The 15,975-nt window shown below is 51.3% G+C and carries 14 protein-coding genes; 3 read left to right on the top strand and 11 right to left on the bottom strand.

Translation table 11 applies throughout. The features are described 5' to 3' along the window. Positions 1-40: 40 nt before the first annotated feature. Positions 41-2,317 (bottom strand): acyl-CoA dehydrogenase, encoded by a 2,277-nt coding sequence (locus tag KD147_RS13470; protein WP_212548183.1) that lies wholly within the window; start codon positions 2,315-2,317, stop codon positions 41-43. Positions 2,318-2,480: 163 nt separating this feature from the next. Between KD147_RS13470 and KD147_RS13465 the strand changes: the two genes are divergently transcribed. Beyond that, positions 2,481-4,328, top strand: coding sequence for a M2 family metallopeptidase (locus KD147_RS13465; RefSeq protein WP_212548182.1), 1,848 nt, complete (start codon positions 2,481-2,483; stop codon positions 4,326-4,328). Between the two features lie 70 nt (positions 4,329-4,398). Here KD147_RS13465 and KD147_RS13460 read toward each other — a convergent pair whose 3' ends face one another. The 10 genes from KD147_RS13460 to nagK form a co-directional block, all read right to left on the bottom strand. Beyond that, positions 4,399-5,190, bottom strand: a complete 792-nt coding sequence (locus KD147_RS13460) for a putative porin (RefSeq protein WP_212548181.1) — start codon at positions 5,188-5,190, stop codon at positions 4,399-4,401. 125 nt (positions 5,191-5,315) lie between these two features. Next, the gene (locus tag KD147_RS13455; RefSeq protein WP_105200443.1) at positions 5,316-5,690 is read right to left on the bottom strand and encodes a PH domain-containing protein; all 375 of its coding nucleotides are present in this window, start codon (positions 5,688-5,690) and stop codon (positions 5,316-5,318) included. A 1-nt stretch (position 5,691) separates the two neighbouring features. Continuing rightward, on the bottom strand, positions 5,692-6,603 hold the full coding sequence (locus KD147_RS13450; RefSeq protein WP_212548180.1) for an ABC transporter ATP-binding protein: 912 nt from the start codon (positions 6,601-6,603) through the stop codon (positions 5,692-5,694). Next, positions 6,600-7,409: an ABC transporter permease subunit gene (locus KD147_RS13445; protein WP_105200445.1), complete on the bottom strand. Its 810-nt coding sequence runs from the start codon at positions 7,407-7,409 to the stop codon at positions 6,600-6,602. The genes KD147_RS13450 and KD147_RS13445 overlap by 4 nt, the downstream gene beginning before the upstream one ends. A gap of 270 nt (positions 7,410-7,679) precedes the next feature. Continuing rightward, positions 7,680-8,858: a cystathionine beta-lyase gene (locus KD147_RS13440; RefSeq protein WP_212548179.1), complete on the bottom strand. Its 1,179-nt coding sequence runs from the start codon at positions 8,856-8,858 to the stop codon at positions 7,680-7,682. Further along, positions 8,855-9,775, bottom strand: a complete 921-nt coding sequence (nudC, locus tag KD147_RS13435; RefSeq protein ID WP_105254791.1) for an NAD(+) diphosphatase — start codon at positions 9,773-9,775, stop codon at positions 8,855-8,857. Before nudC ends, KD147_RS13440 begins: the two co-directional genes overlap by 4 nt. A 115-nt stretch (positions 9,776-9,890) precedes the next feature. Further along, on the bottom strand, positions 9,891-10,685 hold the full coding sequence (gene nagB / locus KD147_RS13430; RefSeq protein ID WP_212548178.1) for a glucosamine-6-phosphate deaminase: 795 nt from the start codon (positions 10,683-10,685) through the stop codon (positions 9,891-9,893). Between the two features lie 228 nt (positions 10,686-10,913). Further along, the gene (nagX, locus tag KD147_RS13425; RefSeq protein WP_212548177.1) at positions 10,914-12,050 is read right to left on the bottom strand and encodes a transmembrane glucosamine N-acetyltransferase NagX; all 1,137 of its coding nucleotides are present in this window, start codon (positions 12,048-12,050) and stop codon (positions 10,914-10,916) included. Positions 12,051-12,134: 84 nt separating this feature from the next. Next, a complete protein-coding gene (gene nagA / locus KD147_RS13420) occupies positions 12,135-13,256 on the bottom strand; it encodes an N-acetylglucosamine-6-phosphate deacetylase (protein WP_105254789.1) in 1,122 nt (373 codons plus the stop codon). Positions 13,257-13,320: 64 nt separating this feature from the next. Further along, positions 13,321-14,217, bottom strand: coding sequence for an N-acetylglucosamine kinase (nagK, locus tag KD147_RS13415; RefSeq protein WP_105254788.1), 897 nt, complete (start codon positions 14,215-14,217; stop codon positions 13,321-13,323). A 348-nt stretch (positions 14,218-14,565) separates the two neighbouring features. On the opposite strand from nagK, the gene KD147_RS13410 reads away from it, so the two are divergent. Further along, positions 14,566-15,189: a hypothetical protein gene (locus tag KD147_RS13410; protein WP_105190713.1), complete on the top strand. Its 624-nt coding sequence runs from the start codon at positions 14,566-14,568 to the stop codon at positions 15,187-15,189. Beyond that, the gene (locus KD147_RS13405; RefSeq protein ID WP_212548176.1) at positions 15,182-15,955 is read left to right on the top strand and encodes a DUF3307 domain-containing protein; all 774 of its coding nucleotides are present in this window, start codon (positions 15,182-15,184) and stop codon (positions 15,953-15,955) included. The genes KD147_RS13410 and KD147_RS13405 overlap by 8 nt, the downstream gene beginning before the upstream one ends. The last annotated feature ends 20 nt before the right edge of the window (positions 15,956-15,975 follow it).

The raw sequence follows: 15,975 nt of genomic DNA, 5'->3' as shown, positions 1-15,975 counted from the left end.
GGCAATGGGCAATAAAAAAGGGCCCAAAGGCCCTTTTTCGTTATGCAAATTCATCTGCATCGAAAACATCGACGGCGATCACCTGCTGTCTTAATTCCTCCGCTCGCCTTAACAATTCCAATTGCTCGGCGCTGAGCTTATTTTTCTCCATTGCATCATCGAGCAATTGCATCATGGTTAAACCGCAAATTTCTTTTTCTTTGCGCAGTTTATTTAACGCCTTGTAAGCGGATGCAGCCTGGTGCTGGGCTTCTAGTGCTGCCTCAAGCACGCCGGTGCCGTTATTCTCATCCAGCACACATAAGTGGGTTAAGCGCTCACGGACCACACCTATTTGAGTCATGTGCTTGGCCACGGCTTTGGCAACCTCGTCTTTAGGCATTTTAAAATGATTACCCAAGGGGAATACCACCACGCGTAACAGGCTGCGCAGTGCCAAGCCCCCCACGTTGGCAATAAATTCATCAAAGGCTTTGGCACATAGATACAGGCTACGCTCCACCGAGTATTGCACAAAGGGCAGATCGGCGTGCTGATGACCCTCGTCCTCAAAGCGTTTTAATACCGCCGAGGCCAGGTAAAGGTGGCTCAAGACATCGCCCAAGCGCGCCGAAAGCATTTCTTTACGTTTAAGCTCACCACCAAAGCGCAGCATGGCGATGTCAGAGCAAAACGCCAAGGCTCTAGAGAAACGGCCAAGATAACGATAATAGTGTGCCGTGGCACCACCAACCGGAGTACTAGCAAAGTAACTGCACGTAAGCGCATGGACAAAGGCCATGGCGCCGTTGCCGGCGCTGTATAGAATGTGCTGACATAAAAGGGGATCAAACTCTTTTACGCCTTTTTCGCCATCCTCATTTGCGGCGGCGGCCATCTCATCAAGTACATAGGGGTGGCAGCGAATAGCGCCCTGACCGAATATCATCAGGTTACGCGTGAGAATATTCGCTCCCTCGACGGTGATAGAGACGGGTGTGCCCATATAGCAGTGGGCCAAATAATTCGTTGGCCCCATTTGAATACCCTTACCGGCATGAATATCCAAGGCATCATTAATCACCTGTCGACCCATTTCCGTCATATGGTATTTAGCAATGGCGGTGATCACAGCGGGGCTTAGTTTTTGATCTATGGCCGTGGCGGTCAGCACTCGGGAGGCCTCAAGTTGATAGGTTAAGCCACCGATACGCGCAAGGGCTTCCTGCACCCCTTCAAACTCGCCAATGGCAACACCAAACTGTTGACGCAGTGCCGCATAGGCACCGCTGGTACGGGCACTGAGATGCCCGGTTGCTGTACTGAGTGCCGGCAGTGAAATGCCCCGCCCTGCAGATAAACACTCAACCAACATACGCCAGCCATTACCGGCTTGCACTTCACCACCAATAATCCAATCAAGGGGAATAAACACGTCCTCGCCCGTGGTGGTACCGTTAAGGAACCCCATATTCATAGGCTTGTGGCGCATACCCGTCTTCACGCCCGGGTGATCCGTGGGGATCAAAGCACAGGTTATACCGATATTCTTGGTGTGCCCTAACAGGCCATCCGGGTCAAACATCTTAAATGCCAGGCCCAATACCGTGGCTTTGGGCGCCAGGGTAATATATCGTTTTGACCAGTTGAGCCTTAAACCCAGCACTTCCTCACCCTGGTATTCGCCCTTACAAACGATCCCCGTATCCGGGATGGCGCCAGCATCAGACCCCGCATCTGGGGCAGTTAGCGCAAAGCAAGGCAGTTCTTCGCCCTTGGCCAGCTTGGGTAACCAATGGTTTTGCTGCTCCAAGGTGCCATAGTGCAGTAGCAACTCCGCCGGCCCCAAGCTATTGGGCACCATCACGGTCACGGCCGCACTTAAGCTCTTGGTAGCAATTTTCGCCACTATGGTGGAGTTCGCTAAGGCAGAAAACTCATGGCCACCATGCTCTTTTGGAATGATCAGGGCAAAAAAGCCTTGGTCTTTAAGGTATTGCCAGACGGGTTCACTTAAATCCTGGTTTCGGGTGATCTCATCGTCATCGAGCATAGCGCACAGGGTGACCACTTGATTGTCGATAAACTCACGCTCTTCGCTGCTTAATGTGGTGGTGGCATATTGATGCAGCGTCTGCCAGTTGGGGCTGCCGCGAAAGAGTTCGCCGTCCCACCAGATATCCCCCGCTTCCATGGCATCGCGCTCGGTTTGCGATAACGGCGGTAGCGCTTCTTTAAACCATTTAAACACCGGACGGGTAATAATATTCATGCGAATATCACGCACCCCAAACACCACAATAATGGCGACCAAAATAAGGATAAATAACCAACTCATTGTTTTGTTCCTTGATACTCGATCTTAGCCCTCAGTATGGACGAACTATCAAGATTTACAATCATTTGCGACATCTGCATTGTACCAATTCGCAACGCACTGCTATTATTCTGCTGCTTTAACCGGGTTAATTAACCCGGGTCTAACAACAAGAGGAATCTTCATGACCAAATTGCCATTTAAACCAAGCCTAAGCGCCTTGGTTGTCTGCGCAGCGTTAGGCCTAACTGCCTGCTCAGAAGCCAACACCGCAGAAACAAAACAACAAGGTGTTGCTCAGACTCAGGTTAGTGCCGCCGATGCCGAGCGTTTCTTAGAAAAAACCGAGCAGGACCTAGCCGCACTCTATCTGGAGTCAAGCCGCGCCGAGTGGATTTACGCCAACTTCATTACCCATGACACCGCCGAGCTTTCTGCCGAAGTAAACCGCAAGATGACCGAAACCGTGGTGCGCCTTGCCAATGAAGCGGCCAAGTTTGACGACTTAGAGCTCGACTACGATGCGCGTCGTAAGCTCGACAAGCTGAAACTCGCCTTAACCCTGCCTGCTCCGCAGGACGCCGAGAAAACGGCTAAGCTGTCGCAGTTAGTCGCCGAGTTAGGCGGTTTATATGGCAAAGGCAAATATTGTAAAGAAGACGGTACCTGTTTAAGTCTGGGCGAGATGACCGCCACCATGGCCACCAGCCGTGATTACAACGAGCTGCTGGATTTATGGCAAGGCTGGCGTCAGGTCTCTAGACCCATGCGCCCGCTTTACGAGCAGCAAGTGGCGCTTACCAACGAAGGCGCCCAGGAGCTGGGTTATGCCGATACCGGCGCCATGTGGCGTAGCAAATACGATATGCCGGCCGATGACTTCGCCAAAGAGCTGGATCGTATCTGGGGCCAGGTAAAGCCGCTCTATGATTCACTGCACTGCCATGTGCGCGCCAAATTGGGCGAAAAGTACGGCGAAGACAAGGTACCGCAAGATCAACCCATCCCAGCTCACCTACTAGGTAATATGTGGGCGCAAACCTGGGGCAACATTTATGATGTGGTTGCACCGGAAAATGCCGATCCAGGTTATGATGTCACCGAGCTACTCGCCAAGCATAACTATGACGAGATCAAGATGGTCAAAGGTGCGGAGAAGTTCTTCACTTCTATGGGCTTTGCACCGCTACCACAAACCTTCTACGAGCGCTCCTTATTTACTAAGCCGCAGGACCGCGATGTACAATGTCATGCCTCGGCCTGGAACATCGACAGCAAGGACGATTTGCGTATTAAGATGTGTATTCAGCGCACCGGTGAAGAATTCTCAGTTATTCACCATGAACTGGGCCACAATTTCTATCAGCGTGCCTACAACACGCAGCCGCTTTATTATCAGGAAAGCGCCAACGATGGTTTCCACGAGGCCATTGGCGACACCATCGCCCTATCCGTAACTCCGGCTTACCTAAAAGAAATCGGCCTGCTTGATGAAGTGCCGGATGAGTCGAAAGACATCGGCCTGCTGATGAAGATGGCATTGGATAAAGTAGCCTTTATTCCTTTCGGTCTGCTCGTTGACCAATGGCGTTGGAAAGTATTCTCCGGTGAAATTACACCTGCCGAGTACAACAAAGCCTGGTGGGAACTGCGAGAGAAATACCAAGGTGTGCAAGCGCCTATCGCCCGCTCTGAAGCCGACTTTGATCCCGGTGCGAAATACCATGTTCCGGGTAATACGCCGTACACCCGTTATTTCCTAGCGCATATTCTGCAGTTCGACTTCCACCGTAGCCTGTGTGAAATCGCCGGTAATAAAGAAGCGATTCACCGCTGTTCGGTCTACAACTCGAAAGAAGCCGGTGAAAAACTCAATGCCATGCTCGAGATGGGTTCAAGCCGTCCATGGCAAGAAGCCCTGGCCAGCGTGACGGGTAAAGAAGAAATGGATGCCACCGCCATCCTGGATTACTTTGCGCCGCTTCAAGCTTACCTTGATGAGCAAAACAAAGGCCGCCAGTGCGGCTGGTAATAAGCTACTGTTAAATAACAAAAAAGCCGCGATAATCGCGGCTTTTTTTATTCCTAGAATCCCGAGCAGATTAGAACTGCGCCGTGGCTTTTAGGTAGTACTGATCTAGGTCTGAGTCATCCCAGTTGTTACCATAACCAGCAGTCACAGCAAAGTTGGTAGTGAAGAAGTGCTTAGCACCGAAGCCATAGTTGTCTTCTTCATCAAACTGAACGAATGCCGAGGTTGCTTTGCTGAAGTAGTAGCTAGAGCCAAGCTGCCAGTAGCTGTCTCCATCTTCAATATCGATAAATGCAGCATCAACCGTAAGGTAGTTACCGTGCTGCAAATCTTTAAAGTATTTCGCGCTTACTTCACGGTGATCGAACTCGTCGTCAACTTTTGCAGTAAAACCGATGTAATCGGTGGCGTTTAGCGCGTGATTGTATTGAGCAGAGAAGAAGTAAACTTCATCGGCGTGCTCGTAATCAACACGGTCAACTTTAAACAGCAGGTCATCATTTACCAGGTAACCTAGGCTTAGTGTGTAGCCATCAACGTCACCGGCATCATCAATGTCAGTGGTGTTGTATGATGCGCCAAATACAAAGCTATTGTAGAAGTACTCACCGCCTACATTGTAGCTAGTGGCAAAGTCACTATCAGCAAGACCGCCATATACATTGGTGGTTTTGTTGATATATTCAAACTGATCCAACGGGCCAAGTACTTGCTTAGGCGCGAAATAGTACTTAGAGCTTAAAGAAACAAAGTCATCAGAGTCGAAGTTAACGTATTCAAGGTCGGTGATCGACTGATAAGATTGGGCGAATGCAGCGCCTGAGAAAAGTACAGATGCGATGGCAACAGTTAGTTTTTTCATAATAGATTTCCCTATATCTAAATAAAGCAGCGCCACTCTAGCGCCGCTGAACTGAATTATAACTTAACTAACCATTTGATTGTTTTAAATAAATGTTAGGTATTGTTAGATATAGGTACAAATTCTTACAAAGCGTAGCGTGACAATATTCGATAAACCTCATTAATGTTGTCACCGGCCTTAAAGTTTTTCGTCAACGGCTCCTTATCCGAGCCTATCCAGATCTTCAGTTCCGCATCCATATCAAAGTGGCCGGCGCTTTCTTTACTGAACTTGGTGATCTTGCCGTAAGGAATGCTGAGCACCTCCATTTTTGATCCCGTCATCCCTTGTTTGTCCACCAAGATTAAGCGTTTGTTGGTAAACAAGAATAAATCACGGATCACCTTGTAAGCCTTTTCCAGGTTCTCTCCTGGAGCCAGAATTTCTTCGAGCAAGGTTTCCAGCTCCTCGCCGTCCACTTCACTGGCATTTCCCATTAATCCACTTAAAAGTCCCATATTAGGCTCCTGTTGCAAAAAGTTGGTTTTCGAGTGTGTGGCCATTGACCAGTGCCCGGTATTGCCATCCTTGCTGATGACATAATCTTAGCACCTGAATATCCATGGCCTCAGAATCGACCTGATGTTCGTAGCCGATCACAAATTCATTACGTTGACTATTACTCACCTCAATCACCCGTTCAAGGGTTTTTAGTCGCTCTACCACCTGCGCATCTTGCTCTCGCAGTTGCAGAGTAAGATACCTCAGCTGCGTGCCGCCTTGATTAAGTTCGTGAGTTGCCAATTGCCCCTGGCGTAAATACAAGACGCGATCACACAAACGTTCGAGCTCGGACAAGTCATGAGAGCTGAGCACAAAGGTGGTGTGATCGCTGTGCATACTCACCAGCTCGCGAATAGCCCTGGCATTGACCGGATCAAGTCCCGCGGTGGCTTCATCCAACATCACCAGTTTAGGCGAGCCGATCAGCGCCTGCGCTATACAGATACGTTTTTTCATGCCGTGTGACAGTTCGTTGGGACGGTTATTAAGTGTCTCGGACAGACTCACCAGCTCCAACACCCGCTCGCATTCGCTGCGCGCCTGGGCACGACTAAACCCTTGCAGCCGCGCAAACAGACCTAGCTGTTCGCCCACGCTAAAATCCGGACTGAGTAAAGCATCTTGTGGCAGCGCCGAAAGCTGGCCGAACAAGGCCGCACTGCCCGGCTTATGGCCAAGCACGCGCAGCTCACCCCGGCTCGGTTGCAAGTAGCCGCAGATTAAACTGAATAAGGTGGTTTTACCGGCGCCATTGGGGCCGACCAGGGCTATGGGGTTGCCCGCCGCCAATTCGATATTCACATCTTGCAGCGCTTGCTTGGCACCGAAGAAATGGCTGACGCCCTTGGCTTCTATTAACAAACTCATAGACTGCCTCGCTGAAATTTATAAAAGCCAAGCCCCAGGAAGAGCCCCGTTTGCACCAGCGGCCACAACACCGCGCTCATTAAGGGCGGGCGTAAAGTCGCAATCTGGTCGAGCGGCTCACCGGGGAACAAATAATCCAGCGCCTCGGGCACACCCAGTTTCACCTGCAGTATGGATAAGATCAGCAAGCCCAGAGTGTAGAGCAAGATCACATAAATCAGTGCCATTCGCGATGAGCGCGCCACGGTGTTGAGCAAAGACATGAGAGCAATAAAGGGCAGTAAATTAACCAGTAACAGAAGTTCAAACTGAAGGGCATGCCAAAGCGCTTGTGGAAGAATACTGATATCGCGCAGCGCCACCAAAATAAGCGCCCCACACAAACTAATGGCAATTAAGAATGCGGTACTGAGGGCATGACCGAAAAAACGTCCCAGTACGATTTCCAGGCGTGTGGCCCGCAAGGCAATAAAGCGCAGAGTGCCGCGCTCACGGTCACTGACAAACTGATCGCTGCACAAATAGATGATAAAAGGTGGAAAGGTGAGCATGGCGATTAGGCAATACACCGCCATCTCGGCATCGGGCCAATGCAACAGGCTTTGCAGACCTAGGTTGCCAAACACGGCTAAAATAAACTGCTCAAACTCCGGCTGAGCCAAGATATTCACCGCTTCATACACGCCATAGCGGTAAATCATCAGCCACACTAGGGCAAAGGCCAACAGTGCCAGCCAGGCTTTCTTAGTTAAAAAATGCCGCGCTAGCTCAAACTGCATAAGCTTGCCAATACGCACAGGGTCCATGGCGTTATCCTTATTATTATACCAATTTTATTAAAGTTCTTATCATTCTTGCGAGCTAAATAACCCACTTACATCGTTTAAAATTACAGATGTAGAACAACTACATACTGAAATTTTCGCCTTGTCATTGGGCCATTTATCTGACGCCATAATAGACCATCTATTTAATGCAATTGGTATTATTAGTTGCTTACCACTATAAATGAAAAAAGCGCTCAAAAGTATGAGCGCTTGTAAAAAGATGTTTCAGTAAAGTCTACGGCTTGTGGGCTAAGCCTGAGCACAAACCTTAGCATACACATCCAGACCCTGACTCAGATCCTCTATCAGGTCATCCACATTCTCTAAGCCAATATGCAGGCGAATAATCGGCCCATGCGCCCAACCGGTCACGCTGCGCAGCGGCGCCATGGTCAGCCCCGTGGTGATCAAACTCTCAAACCCGCCCCAGGAAAAGCCCATTTTAAAGTGATGCAAGGCTTCAACCAAAGCATCCAGCGCCTGCTGATTGCCCTTTTTCATTACCACGGAGAACAACCCATTGCTGCCGTGAAAATCACGCTTAAAGTGCTCATGCCCAGGACAGCTTGGTAACGCCGGATGACGCACATGGTCAACCAGCGGGTGGGTGCTTATCCAGTTTGCCACCGTTAGCGCCGCCTGCTCATGCTGTGCCAAACGCACCGCCATGGTGCGCAAACCGCGCAGCGCCATATAAGCATCGTCGGCGCTGCAGCACTGACCAAGCAGGTAGGATTGCTCACGCAAGGTGGGCCAGTAGCGCTCGTTGGCAACACTGACACCCATCATCACATCGCTGTGGCCAACAATATATTTGGTGGCGGCCTGGATACTAATATCGACGCCGTGATCCAAGGGTCGAAACTGCAGGCCATTGCCGTACGTATTATCGAGCATGGTAATTAAGCCATGCTCCTTGGCCACCTTAACCAGGGCCGGCACATCCTGTACCTCCATGGTGATGGACCCGGGAGACTCCATAAACAGCACTCGGGTGTTGTCCTGAATTAGTTCGCTTATGCCTGCGCCTATCATGGGATCGTAATAGGTGGTGCTTACGCCTAGTCCGCTCAGTACCTTATTGCAAAAGTCACGGGTTGGCTCATAAGCGGTATCCATCATCAGGATATGATCCCCGGCCTTCACAAATGACAACAGCGTATTGGCAATGGCTGCCGCGCCGCTTGGATACAAGGCACAGCCGGCGCCGCCTTCTAGCTCGGCAATGGCTTCTTGCAGGGCAAAATGGGTATTGGTGCCGCGACGACCGTAAAATAAGGCGCGATTACCGCGATTTTTAGCCGCTTCTTTAAATTCGGCCACGCTGTCGAATACCACGGTGGATGCCCGCTGCAATACAGGGTTCACAACCCCCTGGGTGTACTTTTTACTGCGCCCGGCGGCGATCAGCTGCGTTTCTTTTTTCATTCCTGGTCCTCATTCTGTGCTATCCAAGAGTCGATCAAAAACCGTGAGATAGAGTCCTGACGGGGCAATTTGAAATGCTCGCCCTCGTCCCCCCAGTTACCAAAATCGCGCAGTTCCTGACGGGAAAACCATCTCGCCTCGCTGAGCTCGTCCTGGTCAACAAAGATATCTGTGCTTTTTGCTTTGGCCATATAGCCGAGCATTAAAGAGCTGGGAAAAGGCCACGGCTGAGAGGCGATATACCTGGGGTTTTCCACCTCCACCCCCGCCTCTTCCATCACCTCACGGGCCACGGCGGCTTCGAGCGTTTCACCCGGGTCTACAAATCCGGCCAAGGTAGAATAAACGCCTTGAGGCCAACTCGCCTGACGGCCCAATAAGCAACGCTCAATACCATCGCTAAAGGGATAATGAACCAACATGATCACCGCAGGGTCGGTTCTTGGGAAGGTTAAGTGGCGACAGTTCTTATTGCTGCATTTACGCGCATGACCGGCCTCGGCGACAAAGTTTTGGGTGCCGCAGCGACCACAAAATGTGTGAGTTTTATGCCAGTGGCACAGGCCCCGAGCCAGCACTAAAATGGCCGCATCATGGGCATCAACCACGGGTCCATACTTGCGGATATCAACGAATTCATGGCCGGCGAACTGCTTTATCTCGGCCAGCGGTGCACTGACATCCAGGGCGAAGTAATGCTGCTGCTCGTGCTCGCCCAGATAGATGGCATTATCCACATCAAACTCTTTTACGGCTTGGTAATCGACAAAAGCAGCGATGGGTGAGTCTGGAACAAACAAATTATGGTCGTTATTGATAAGCACATAACGCCCACCTTGGCGCTTGTTAATAAGCCAATTTGGGTCTTTGCGGTCACTGGAGTGACGGTCGAGGGGCAACTGGGAGTATTGCAACATCTAAATCTAAACACGGGCCAAAAAATCGAATGCCTCTACCCTAGCATATTTGCGGCCTATCGACAGCGACAAAAAAAGCCCTAATTAGGGCTTTTTAATCTAGCTAATGAAGAAGTTATCTTTTGCCCAGGCGAGCAAGCAGCTTTTGGTTTTCGGCTTCAATATGTTTGTAAAAGTCCACATCCGCCAACTTACTTGCCGCCGCTTCATCTATCACCAGCACGGCATTTTGATGCATTTGCAGCGCCGATGCCGGGCAAGCGGCACTGAGCGGCCCTTCGACCGTAGCGGCAATGGCCGCAGCCTTACTCTCGCCAGTTGCCAGTAATACCACCTTTTTGGCATCCAATATGGTGCCTATGCCCATGGTGATGGATAAATGGGGCTGGTATTCGCCCTCGGCAAAGAAGCGCGCATTATCGGCAATGGTTGCTTTGGTCAGGGTTTTTACCCGAGTACGCGAGGTCAAGCCGGACGAGGGTTCATTAAAACCAATATGGCCGTTGCGACCTATGCCAAGTAGTTGCAAATCAATCCCACCAGCCTCGGCTATTTGCCGCTCGTACTGCTCGCAGGCCGCAATGGGATCGTCCGCATTGCCTGGCGGCACATGGGTGTTGTTAATATCGATATCAATATGATTAAACAACTGCTGATTCATAAAGTAGCGGTAACTTTGCGGATGTTCACCGGGCAAGCCCAGGTATTCATCGAGGTTAAAACTCTGCGCCTGGGCAAAGGTTATGTCCCCTTGCTGATTTAGCTTGATGAGGTTTTGATACAAGGTAACGGGCGTTGAACCGGTCGCTAAACCCAATACCGAGGCAGGCTGTTTTTTTAACTGCGCCGCAAACAACTCACCGCCATAGTGAGCAACCGCCGTCGCGTCTTTTAGAATCACAATTTGCATGTCTAGCTCGTTGTTAAAGTTGAAAAAAATGGGATCTATGGTCAAGCGCTCCGTGCAATTGGCCCCTGACCATAGATCAGCGCCTAATAGGGATGGTTATTAGGTCACACCATTATGACAACGTTGTCATTTTTACCTTTTTCATTTCCCCTTGTAAAGCCAAAGCGACGAAACAGGCATGGATTTTTGTTTTAGCTTTGTTTGCTGTTACCTACGCCGGATAAAGGCTTAGACACTGACAAAGATCTTGCGTCGATACATCCAGTGTAGCACCAGCAACTGTACGCCCAGCAGCACTATTACACCAACCAAGGGCTGCCAAGGCTCAGGGACGGCACGTATCACGCCGCCAAACAGGCTTTTCGATACATGGCTCCAACTAACCAGGCTGGACGCCAGGTAAATAATGATGGAATTGGCGCCGATAATCACAAAGGGATAAGCCCACCGTTGAAGACCCAGGACATCAACCAAGGCGTAGAATACCGCCAGCAACATGGCACTCCAGCCCACGGTCACCAGCACAAAGGAGCTAGTCCAAAGCTCTTTGTTAACAGGAAAAATTCCATCCCATAGCCAGCCCAAGATCAGGCTAACAAGCCCGCAGCCCAGCAATATAGCGGTAATTCGCCACTGCCCACGCTCTTGCGCTTGAGCAACCAGACGCCCGGCAAAGACTCCCAGCATGGCGTTGGCCACCGCGGGAATATTCGACAATAGTCCCTCAGGATCAACCGGCCTATTCTGATAACTAATACCCGGTAACAGGCGTTGGTCAACCCAGGCGTTCCAGCTGCCCGGCGCACTTAGATCACCGGCAACCCCACCGGGCACGGGAATAAAACAAAGCCAAAGCCAATAACCCACTAAGATGCCAACGACCACCATCACCTGAGTGCGCATAGAGGTGTGCCAGACCAGCATGGCGGCAATAAACCAGGCAATGGCAATGCGTCCAAGCACGCTGGCATAGCGGATTTCATCCAGCGCCATAGGCATGCCGGTGCCCCAACCATGGTTATAGAGCACGCCAAAAGCACACAGCATGATGAGTCGTTTGAGAGCCTTTTGGTAATAGGGTCGTCGCTCATTAACGGGTAAATGGTCGATGCGTTTAGGGCTTAAGCCCATGGCCACGCCCGATAAAAATATAAAGAGCGGAAAAATCAGATCGTAAAAGGTGAAGCCATGCCAGGAAGAGTGCAGCGTATGCGCCTCGAATGCTTTCCAGCCTTGCCAACCCGTTAACACCAAAAGTGCGGCGAAAATGCCCTGACCGCCGAGGATCCAAAACATATCAAAGCCGCGTAAGGCATCCAAAGAGGCCAGGCGTTGCTTCTTTTTAACCGTGTCAGTTGTCGCCATATCTTCTCACTACTTGCCAGGGGCAATTAAATACTCGGTAAAAAGCCCCCGCGCTACCGCATGCGGGGTCTTAGGGAGGAAATGTTAAGCTAATTGCCCGCCCAGGTAGGTCACCTGTGCCTGCAGGTGCTCGTCAAGCACCACAAAGTCGGCATCAAAGCCTTCTAACAGACGTCCCTTGGTACGCTGCAAACCCAAGTAGTGCGCTGGATAAAGGGAGGCCATTCGCAGCGCTTCGCCCAGGCTGATATCCAGGGTATTGACCGTATTGCGCACGGCGCTGGCCATATCAAGCACACTGCCCGCCAGCTCACCTGTGCTGGAATTCAAACGATCGCCGGTGCGGTACACCTTGCGACCATCAAAGAAATCAAACTCGGTGGCGTCGGTACCGACCGGCGGCATGGCATCGGTCACCAGCATGATTTTGCCGCGTTGCTTGGTCCGAATAGCCAACTTGGCGGAGTCCGGGTGAAGATGATGACCATCCACGATTAGCCCGCACCAGCTGTTGTCATGCCACAAAGCCGCGCCCACCACGCCCGGCTCACGGGAGGTAAAGGGAGACATGGCATTAAATAAATGAGTGAAGCCATCGGCGCCGGCATCAAGAGCCGCCATGGTGGTAGCGTAATCCGCATTGGTATGACCCAGAGAGACCTTAACCTTCATGGCAACCAGGCGTTTGATGTCGGCGGTACTGACATTCTCCGGCGCCAGGGTCAGCATTTTCAGGCCCAGATCGTCGCGCTCATAAATGGCCATTTCTGCGGTGCTGATCGCACGAATAAATTGTTCACTGTGGGTGCCTTTTTTGGGCAGGCTTAAATGTGGGCCTTCAAAATGCACGCCGGCAATGCCCGGCACCTGAGCGCTGATAGCCTGAGCAACGGCATCGGCCGCCGCCCCCATCACCTTAATATCATCGGTGATCAGCGTCGGCATCATGGCCGTGGTGCCATATTGACCGTGGGCCTGTACCATTTGCTGGAGACAGGCTAGGTTGGGCTCGGCATTAAAAAACGCCCCGCCCCCGCCGTTGACCTGAACATCGATAAAACCGGGCGCAACCAAGCCCTCAAGCCGGACAGCCTGCTCTTGCGGCTGCGTTAAAAAATGCACTTTCCCCGCACGCACCTGAAAGTAGACGTTAGTCAAAAAGCGTTCACCATCAAATAAACGCTGGGCATGGTAGCTTGTGTTCATGGTATTGATACCCTTAGGCTTTGTGGTAACCAGTTACTCTTATTTGTAAGTGACTCGTTCCAGGTTATTCTTGTGCTAATGATTGCTGCGCAAAATAGACAGCTCCTAGTTCCGGAGGCTGTTTTGGCGGTGCGACGCGCGCGGCAAGGTCCGCATCCAGCCACGGCTGTAAGGGCTCTGCCAAACCGCCGATCATGGATAAACGCGGCGGCTCAAACGCCAACAAGCGCTTGGCCATCATGCTGATATAACGGGCTCCATCTTTAACTATCGCACTCGCCAGAGCATCGCCCTGTTGCGCCGCATCGAGGACCATACGTGCCAATTTAGCATAACTACTCGAGGGTTGGCCTGCCATTTGTTCGGCAATCGCCATCGCCGACTGCGTATTAAAGTGTAAGGTAAACATAGCCGTAAGTTGGGTATGTGGCCCCAGGCCATCGAGGTCGAGCAAAACCGCCTTAAGGGCTTCAAGCCCCAGCCAGGCACCACTGCCCTTATCGCCCTGGGCAAACCCATGGCCTCCATAGCTTTTGCTCTTGCCCTGGACGGTGACAAAGCCGCATGAACCAGTGCCGGTAATGATCACCGCCCCATCCTGCCCTTCATGGGCGCCAATACAGGCGGTGTGTAAATCCGTGGTCAGGTACATTTTTTTAAAGGGATGCTGCCAATCACTGATTTGCTCATACAGACTTGGCAAGTTGACCCCGGCCAGGCCTAAACCGGCCACCAGCTCATGAACACGGTGCAAGCTCATACCGGCATCGCGCAGCGCCTGCTGAGTCGACACCATGATCGACTCCAGGGTCCGCTCCAATCCATGTAAGGGATTGGCAGGCCCACCCAACCCCGTGCCCAAGACTCCTTGAGTGGGGCTATAGATGGTCGCCCGGCATTTGGTTCCCCCACCGTCAATACCGATAAATAGCTGCTCCTGCGTTGTCGCGTCTACCCTCATTACCAGACCTCTATTCCTTACTTAACCGGGATAAAGTATCGCTGACGCCACTTTGCCGGTAACCACCTACTGAATCATGTTGAAATTATGTTACCCAATTAATGACAGCGTTGTCATTAACTTTTTTGAAATTTCCCAACAAAATTCCCCTTAGGGGTATAACTATCTGATATCTTTGTTATTAGCTAATTATAAGCGCCTGGCAAAAAGCACCTAAAATACAGGTGTCCCTGGCAAAAATAAGGCAAAGCTTGTACTTTCAAGGTTAAGTAACTATATTCAGTTACAAAATTAAATGTAACCATTTTAAGTTACTTTTAATCAAGTAACCAAACTGTATGGAAACCTATGTCCACAACGCACTACACAGTACTAAGCGGCGATATTGTCGGCTCCAGCAAGCAGGCGGGGCCAGAATATGACGGCCTGCTTTATACCCTGGAGCAAGGCTTGCGGGCCCTGTGCGAGCGCTTCGATGGGCACTTCAATATTTACCGTGGCGATGCGTTTCAATGTATTCTCGCTAAGGCCACGGTCCCTTTGCAGGCAACCTTGATGTTACGCCTTTATTTACGCAGCCAGAATCTAGATGCCCGCATTAGCGAGGCGCGGGGGCCGATTGATAACTACCGCCAGGATGTAAAAACCGCCACAGGGGCCGCTCTGCTGCTCTCCGGCAAGGGGCTGGATACGATTAAAAACAAGCGCCTGAGCCTGAGCCTCTATGAGGAGCCCCTGAGCGCCAGCTTTGCCTTAAACATCCGCTTCGTTGACCACCTGGTTAGCCACACCAGCCAAAAGCAGGCCCAGGCCCTGTACTGGTATCACTGGCTGGAACACCAAGATCATGCCGCCATCGCTGCTCAAATGGGCAGCTCACGGGCCAATGTCACTAAATTACTCAATGCCGGGCAATATCATTTGCTCGATGAATTTCTCGCGGTCGCCGCCAAGGAGCACACGCATGAATGAACAAATTGCGCTGCTGTTAGCGCTGTTGTTGGCCCATGTAATCGCTGATTTCTATTTGCAGCCCTTAAGCTGGGTGATGCAGCGCAATGAACGCCATTTTAAATCCCCTAAGTTAGCGCTACATATGTTGGTGCACGGCGCGCTGAGCGGCGCCTTATTGTGGGTGTGGGAGTGTTATTATGGCCTGGGTGAATGGCTCCCCGTCCTGGCGGCCACGGCAATTATCATGGCGAGTCACTGGTTGATTGATGTCGCAAAATCCTACAGCAAGCATGGTTTTGTGCCCTTTATTATCGATCAAGGGGCGCATATTCTGATTCTGGTGGCGCTCAGCTGTTACCTAACGGACACCGAACTCCTCGGCCAATGGTTTAGCGCTCAGCTAATGCACAGCAACACCTATGTGCTCCTGCTCGCCTATTTATTGGTGCTTAATCCCTGCTCCGTGGCCATTCGTATGCTGCTTGAGCGCTGGCACCTGCCTGCCAGCATCGCCGGTGATAAGACAACAACGCTGCCACAGGCCTTGCCACAGGCAGGGCACAGCATAGGCCTGTTGGAGCGCCTGCTTATGCTGACCTTTATCATTATCGACGAGTTGGCTGGCGTGGGATTTGTGCTTGCCGCCAAGTCGGTCTTTCGCTTTGGCGATTTAACCAACGCCAAGGACAAGCAGCTCACCGAATACGTGATGTTGGGGACTCTACTCAGCGTGGTGATCACCCTGGGTATCGGCCTCACGGCCCGCGCCTTGCTGATAAGCTAAGCATTCAAGTTCAAAACAAA

It is taken from the genome of Pseudoalteromonas sp. BDTF-M6 (assembly GCF_018334135.1).
Classification (GTDB): domain Bacteria; phylum Pseudomonadota; class Gammaproteobacteria; order Enterobacterales; family Alteromonadaceae; genus Pseudoalteromonas.
Note: the sequence above shows the minus strand (reverse complement) of the source record. Positions and strands in the feature narration are given on the sequence as shown.